Below are 6625 nucleotides of genomic sequence, written 5' to 3'. Positions count from 1 at the left end.
AAAATGTCCTGCTTGAGTAACTGGGCCAAGCGCTCCAGGCCCTTTTTGACCTGGCGGGAAACGGTAACGGCACTGATCCCCAGCCGCTCTGCCGTTTCTTTCTGGGTGAGGTCGTAGAAGAAGACAAATTCCAAAATCTGGCGGGTGCGTTCTTCCAGCTTGGCTAAGGCATGTTGCAGACGGATGCGGTCTTCTTCAGCCAGTTGAAAGCTGCGGTAGCGCTGATCGGGAACGACATCTCCCAACGCAACACTGTCTTCCTCAGTTTGAATCGGGGCATCGAGGCTGAGCAAGAGGCTGTTTTGTCGAGCCAGCTCCATCTCTCGCCATTCCTGCTCCGTTAGTTGCAAGGCTTCCCTCACCTCCGCCTCAGAGGGGGGACGGCCCAACTCTTGCCGCAGGCGCGCAATCACCTTCTTGGCTTGCCGCTGCAGAGTCACCCAGCGGCGTGGGATCCGCATTGTTGGGCTTTTGTCTCGCAGGTAGTGTTGAATTTCTCCGCGAATGTAGGGCATGGCGAAGGAGCTGAAGGCCAGGCCGCGGGTAATATCGAAGCGCTCGATGGCTTGGATGAGCCCTATGCATCCCACTTGCACCAGGTCGTCGTAGGCCTCATTGCATTGGCTGCGCCAGTGGTGGGCTTCTTTACGCACCAAGCCCAGGTTCATTTCCACCAGCCGGTTGCGCAGGGCCGGATCCCGAGTCTGGTGGTACAGTCGCAACAGTGCAGCAGTTTGAGCTTTAACATCTTCATGTTTGGATGCCATAGACGCACCCACAGCTCGGGATCCAGAATCGCCAATACTCGCTTTAGTCAAAGATAGGGGAGCCGCGGCTGTCGATGGCGTTGGCGGCTCGGAGGCGTCGAGAGAAGACCGCTGAGGAGCTGTTAGCATAGACAACTACTTTTTTTCTTTTCTTTACTTTTTGAGCTGCAGTCATTTAAGACCCGATCAGTACCCAAACAACTCAAAGGCGGCGGATGCCAGGCGAAACCAGACTTCCCCTGGAACCAACCGCGAAGAAGCTTGCAGGCAGACAGTATCAGGTTGTGTCCATGAAAATGCTACCAGATGTTAAGAAGAACACATCCTGCCCCCGAGATTTGCCAGGAGCTGGAGTGTTCTCAGTTTGCTCAGGTTTTTCGCTGTAAGCAACAGCATCTCTACGGAAAATCAGCGGGTTTCCTCTGCATTGGGCGGAGCCACCAGATTGCTGTTGCCGGCCCATCCTCTGGAACTCAGGACGCAGACGATGAGCAACTAAAGTTGCTTACGGGCTTTTCCGCCCCGCACGAAATACGGAGCTACCAAGCTATCCCTCCGTGTCGGTTCCAAGGCCGGAGAGGGCTGTCAGGAAGGCCGTAAAGCTCGGCTCACTGCGAATGAGGTCGAAATAGGGCTCAGAGGAGAGCAAGGGGCGGTAGCGCTCCGGCTGCAGGCGCAGGGCTTGCTCCAAGGCTTGCAGAGCCTGGGGCACCTGACCTTCCCAGGCGCAGCAGCAGGCTTTGGCGTAGTGGGCCTCGGCATCTTCGGGATCCATCTGCAGGGCCCGGTCAAAACTCTGGATGGCCAGCCCGTAGAGGTTTAAGTCCATCAGCACCAGGCCGCGCTGCACCCAGATCTGAGGGCGCTGGGGATCCTGGGCCAGGGCGCGGTCGTAGCTGTTGAGAGCTTCCATCCAGTTGCCCAGGCGGTGGTGGGCAAGGGCGTGGCCGGCCCAGAGGGAAGCCGATGCGGATCCCAGTTGCAGGGCCCGTTCATAGCTGGCCAGGGCCTCGGCGTAGCGCTCCAGGTGCACTAGGGCCAGCCCGCGACTTTGCCAAACCTGGGGATTGCTGGGGTTAATGGCCAGGGCTTTGTCGTAGCTAGCTAGGGATCCCTGCCACTGCCCCAGCGAGGCCAAGGTTAGCCCGTGCAGATACCACGTTTCCGAGCTATCGGGGCGGAAGGTGAGAATCTGCTCGTAGGCGCGCAGGGCCTCTTGGTAGCGGCCCAGTTGCCGCAGTGTGTTGGCCTGGTTAAAGCGGGCCTCAAAAAAATCCGGCTTTAGGTGCAAAGCCCGCTCGTAGCTGGCCAGCGCTTCCTGGTGACGGCCGAGATCGTCCAGTAGAGAGCCGCGGTTGTTCCAGGCTTCGGGAAAATCTGGCTTCAGCTCCAGGGCACGATCGTAGCTGGCCAGGGCAGCTTGGGCCTGCCCCAGGTGGTCGAGGGTGGTGGCGCGGTTGTACCAGGCAATGGGATCCTGGGGCCGATCTGCCACCGCCTGTTCGAAGGGCTGCAGTTGGGCCCCCTGTTCCACCGTAAGGGCAGAGAGGTCAACCGCCGTTGCCGGCCAAACAGTTGTCGAGTCTGGGGGAGCAGCCTGCTGCTGTCGTCGCAGCCACCAGGCCCAGCCGCCGGCCAAGAGCAACAGGCCCACCCCCAGCAGCAGCACACCCACATCGCTCGGAGCAATCGCAAACGGCATGACCCACTTCCTTGCCGCGCGACTCTACATCATCACCAAAAACGGCAGGGGATCGCTGGGCCCTGCCGGCGAGATCAGCTCGATGCGTTTTTCGCCAGGGTAGGTGCTGGGATCGATCTCAAAAGTTACGGTCAGTGCCTCGGCAGTGGCCTGCACCGGCCCTTGGGAGCGCCCTAAGGGATCCCCGAAGCTAACCCGGATCCCTTTGCCCGCCGGGCTGACGCGGATCTCCGTCACTTGATCCAGATGGGATCCCTCCAGTGTACAGACGATAACATCGCCCACAAAGGCTTCCAGAGGCCATCCCCGCCGTACCTGCGGTCTTGACATGCTCGCCCCACTCCTTGGTTATCGACGGTTATCGACGTTGCCCTTGGATCCCTTGGCCCTGCTGCGTCGCCCGCGGTCTTGGATCCGCTAACGCCAGGCTCAGGGCTATCGAGAAGGGCTACCTGATGTTTAGCCCAAAGTTCCCGGCATGACAAATGGCCGCTGACCCTGCGGGAACAGCCCCAATCCAGCCCTCTTCCAAACCCGAGGAATCGGGGACGGTCAGCGTGGCCGTTCCCCGCACCAACCAATCGGAAGAGGAACCAACGCTCACCAGCCGCGGCACCTCTTCCAGGCTATCGGCCACGGCAAACAGCACCCGCCCTCGCGCCTGGGGATCCCAGCCCAGCAGCTCGGCATATCCCAGGGCCGGCGGTGGCTCCCAAACCTGTACCGGCGGGATCCCGGTCGAGTCGGTGGGCAAGGGCCAGATCACCGCCCGATCCCAGCTCAAATCGGTTTGGAACCAGCCTGTGTACTCCCGCGCCAGCAGAGTGTTGTCCTGCCAGGCCAGAGGCAGGATCATGGCAAAATCCAAGGGCTCGGCGGGGTCGTACACAGACGCTGGAGCTTGATAGATCACTTGCAAGGCTTGGGTACGAGTGTTCTTGGCAAACAACACACTGGTCAACCGACTGGCCTGAGGGGTGGCCACCAAATCCAGCCGCGTGTACACCTGCCACTGCGGATCCGGTGCCGGCAGAGGCCGGCTGCGCAGCAGGCCAATCAGCGTACACTGCCGTTGCCGCGCCTGCTCCTGCAGGGCATACACCCACTCCCACGGCACGGCCAGCGGCGGAGAAGGGATCCCCTCCGCAGCCGCCATCGTCGCCAACAGCAGGGATCCCATGGCCGCAGACAGAGCCCCTCTCCACCACCGCCCCTTTCGCCAGACAGAAGCTGCCATCGTCACCCAACCTGCGGCCAGGCCAAACTCTCTAGCTCCCCTCGGCCAAGCGCAGTTGCACCGAGCGGCCATGGGCGGGCAGCCCCTCCGCTTGTGCCAGAGCTTGGATCGCGCCAGCCACCTCCTGCAAAGCTGCCGAGCCGTATTGGATCAGGCTGGAGTACTTCAGGAAGGTCTCTACCCCTAGAGCTGAGGCGTAGCGAGCCGCCCCCGCCGTGGGCAAGGTGTGGTTGGGCCCGGCCAGGTAGTCTCCCACCGCCTCTGGAGTGTAGTGCCCCAGGAAGATTGCCCCCGCATGGCGAATGGGATCCAGCAGGGCCCAGGGATCCGCCACCTGCAGCTCCAGGTGCTCCGGCGCGAACTGGTTGGACAAGTTGACTGCTGTCGCCAGATCCGGCACTACGGCAATGAGCCCGTAGTTGGCCACCGCCTTTTCCACCATCAGGCGATTGGGGTGGGTCTCCAGTTGGGCCGCCACCGCCTGCTGCACCTGTTGGGCCAACTGGAGATCGGGGGTGAGGAGAACGGCCGCCGCCAGGGGATCATGCTCGGCCTGGGCCAGAAGATCGGCGGCAACATAGAGGGGATTGGCGCTCTCGTCGGCGATGATCAACACCTCGGAAGGCCCTGCCAGCGAGTCGATCCCCACCGTGCCGTATACCAGCTTCTTGGCCAAAGTCACGTAAATGTTGCCGGGGCCGGTGATTACATCCACCTTGGGGATGGTCTCGGTGCCATAGGCCAGCGCCGCAATGGCCTGGGCCCCGCCGACGCGATAGATGGTGTGGATGCCCACTTCTTGGGCGGCCACCAAAATAGCCGGGCTGATCCCCTTGCCCCCCAGCCCGTCCGATCCCGGTGGGGTCACCATGACAATCTCGGGCACCCCCGCCACCTTGGCCGGAATGGCGTTCATCAACACAGTGCTAGGATAGGCGGCCCGCCCTCCTGGAATGTAGAGGCCGGCGCGGTCCACGGGGCGGTACTGCTTGCCCAAGACAATCTCAGGGCCGGGAAAGCTCACCCAACTGCTGGGCACCCGCTGCCGGTGAAAGGCTTCAATGCGCTGTTTGGCCAGGCGCAGGGCCGATAGCAGTTGCGGCGATACCGCCTGGTAGGCCGCCTCCAGCTCCGCCCCCGAGACCTTCAGCTCCGCCACGCTCAACTCCACCTGGTCAAACTCAGCCGTGTAGGCCAGTAGAGCGCGATCCCCCTGACGGCGCACTGCTTGCAGGATCTCCCGCACAGTGGCCTCACGGTGCAGGTTCTGGTCAGCCTGAGTGCGCTCCGAGATCCGTCTAAGCTCGGCTTCAGCCTCGGTTAGCTGGGTGACGATTCTCAGCATGGCAACTCCTTCGCCTAGCGTGCCGTAAGCAGATGGTAGCGAGGGATCCGGTGGCATCGCGGTAGCAAAGCAGATCCTCACTCCACCGGTTCGTGGTGGCCAGAGGAGCCATCCTCGGTCAGGGATCCCGTCTGCACCTGGGGTGATCTGCTATGGTCATAGCTTAGCCTGGATTTTCCGCGGCCAAGAACCGGCCATGGCGCTTTGAGGACGCTGTTTGAAAAGCAGCTTCCTCTACTTTTACCAGCGCAATTCAGCCGATTTGATTAAATTGCGAAAGTCGTGGATCACCTCTTCGCAGCGGCGGAAAAAAGCCAGTACCCAGTCCCGCAGCACCTTTTGTTGAGATTCGTCCAGCTCCTTGAGGGTGCCCCGGTAGTGGATTTGGCCGCTGCGCTCGATCTCGAACTGGTTGAGCCACTCGGCTGAGGATCCCTGGCGTTCCACCACTTCCTGCCGCGCTGCCTTCCAATAGTTGACGATCACTGCCTTGCCCAAATAGCCGCTTGTGATCTGGCAGAGGCGATTGAGAGATTGCACAAAGACATCCATCTGCATGCGGCTGCCTGTCGCTGCCGGCTGGGTTGCCTCCTCCCTTGGTGTGGGCTTCCCTTCTGCTAGGGTGGAGCTGGGTTGGGTAGGGTTCCGGACGGCCTCCGCCTGGCTGGTCAACAGGCGAAAGGTGGCCAGGCCCTTCGGCGTATCCTGTTGCAGCTCGGCTCGCAGGCGGTTGACGGCCAAGGTGTAGACCGGCATCACCAGCTCGTCATTGACCGCCACCAGCAACACCCACTCCGGCCCTAAGGGGTAGACAAAGACTCGTTGCTCGGCAAACTGAAAGTCAAAGTAGTCCAGGCCTGGGGGCATGGTCTGCAAAACCTGAAACAGCCCTTCGGCAAGGGCCTGCTGCTGCCGGCTGTCCAAGTTCTGAAAAGAGCGGTAGAAAAAAGGGCGGCCTGTCCGACTCAGGAGCGCCACCCCCATCACCCCCCGGATGGACAAAAAACTCTCGAGTGTTTCCTTCTCCATGCCCCTCAGGAGCCAACTCGGCCAACACAGCAGAGTGGGTCGGTAGCCCCGTACTTTACTTTAGTGCGGGGCGGAAAAGCCTTCGAGCGACTGGAGTCGCTCGCCAATGCTCGCCAATGTTGTTATGCTCGCCAATGTTATTATGATGTTGTAATCTTAAGTCAGCACCTACCCCGGTGAAAAACCCGGACAGTACCGAAAGCCAGTAAGCAAGCGGAACCTTGAGGCTTTGTCTCTAGGAACTGTCTAGGGGCGTCTTGACAGCGCCTTTACGAGTCCAACTGTGGACTGCGTAAGCCTTCCCCAACTTCAGCCGGGGGAGTGTCAAAACTCCTACGGTGGCTCAGATTAGCCGAGGCTGGTTGGCTACAGCCCATGACTACAGTCTTTGCCAATCCTTGCCCAGTACAGAGCTTTCCAGCAACACCGACTGCAGCCGCTGCAATTACCCTTTGCGTAACAGGGATCCCTCTCGTCTGCAAAAAAAACCTGATGAAACTCGAAAAAGCTGCGGCAAGGAAACTGCGGCTGTTATTTTGCAGTCA

The 6625-nt window shown here is 60.7% G+C and carries 6 protein-coding genes; all 6 read right to left on the bottom strand.

From position 1 onward, the window contains the following. A partial coding sequence (locus NW852_RS10200; protein WP_414426706.1) for an RNA polymerase sigma factor SigF occupies positions 1-896 on the bottom strand: 896 nt, incomplete at its 3' end. A 418-nt stretch (positions 897-1314) separates the two neighbouring features. Then, complete coding sequence (locus NW852_RS10195) at positions 1315-2469, bottom strand: tetratricopeptide repeat protein (RefSeq protein ID WP_414334960.1); 1155 nt, start codon at positions 2467-2469, stop codon at positions 1315-1317. Positions 2470-2493: 24 nt separating this feature from the next. Then, positions 2494-2799, bottom strand: a complete 306-nt coding sequence (locus tag NW852_RS10190; RefSeq protein WP_414334959.1) for a hypothetical protein — start codon at positions 2797-2799, stop codon at positions 2494-2496. A 118-nt stretch (positions 2800-2917) separates the two neighbouring features. Beyond that, positions 2918-3706 carry a hypothetical protein gene (locus NW852_RS10185; protein WP_414371426.1) on the bottom strand — a complete coding sequence of 263 codons (789 nt, stop codon included), beginning with the start codon at positions 3704-3706 and terminating at the stop codon, positions 2918-2920. 31 nt (positions 3707-3737) lie between these two features. Continuing rightward, positions 3738-5051, bottom strand: coding sequence for a histidinol dehydrogenase (gene hisD, locus NW852_RS10180; RefSeq protein ID WP_414334957.1), 1314 nt, complete (start codon positions 5049-5051; stop codon positions 3738-3740). Between the two features lie 240 nt (positions 5052-5291). Continuing rightward, a complete protein-coding gene (locus tag NW852_RS10175; protein WP_414426705.1) occupies positions 5292-6053 on the bottom strand; it encodes a hypothetical protein in 762 nt (253 codons plus the stop codon). Between the last annotated feature and the right edge of the window lie 572 nt (positions 6054-6625).

The organism is Synechococcus sp. H60.1 (assembly GCF_047462335.1).
Classification (GTDB): domain Bacteria; phylum Cyanobacteriota; class Cyanobacteriia; order Thermostichales; family Thermostichaceae; genus Thermostichus.
This window is presented reverse-complemented; position numbering and strand designations above follow the sequence as displayed.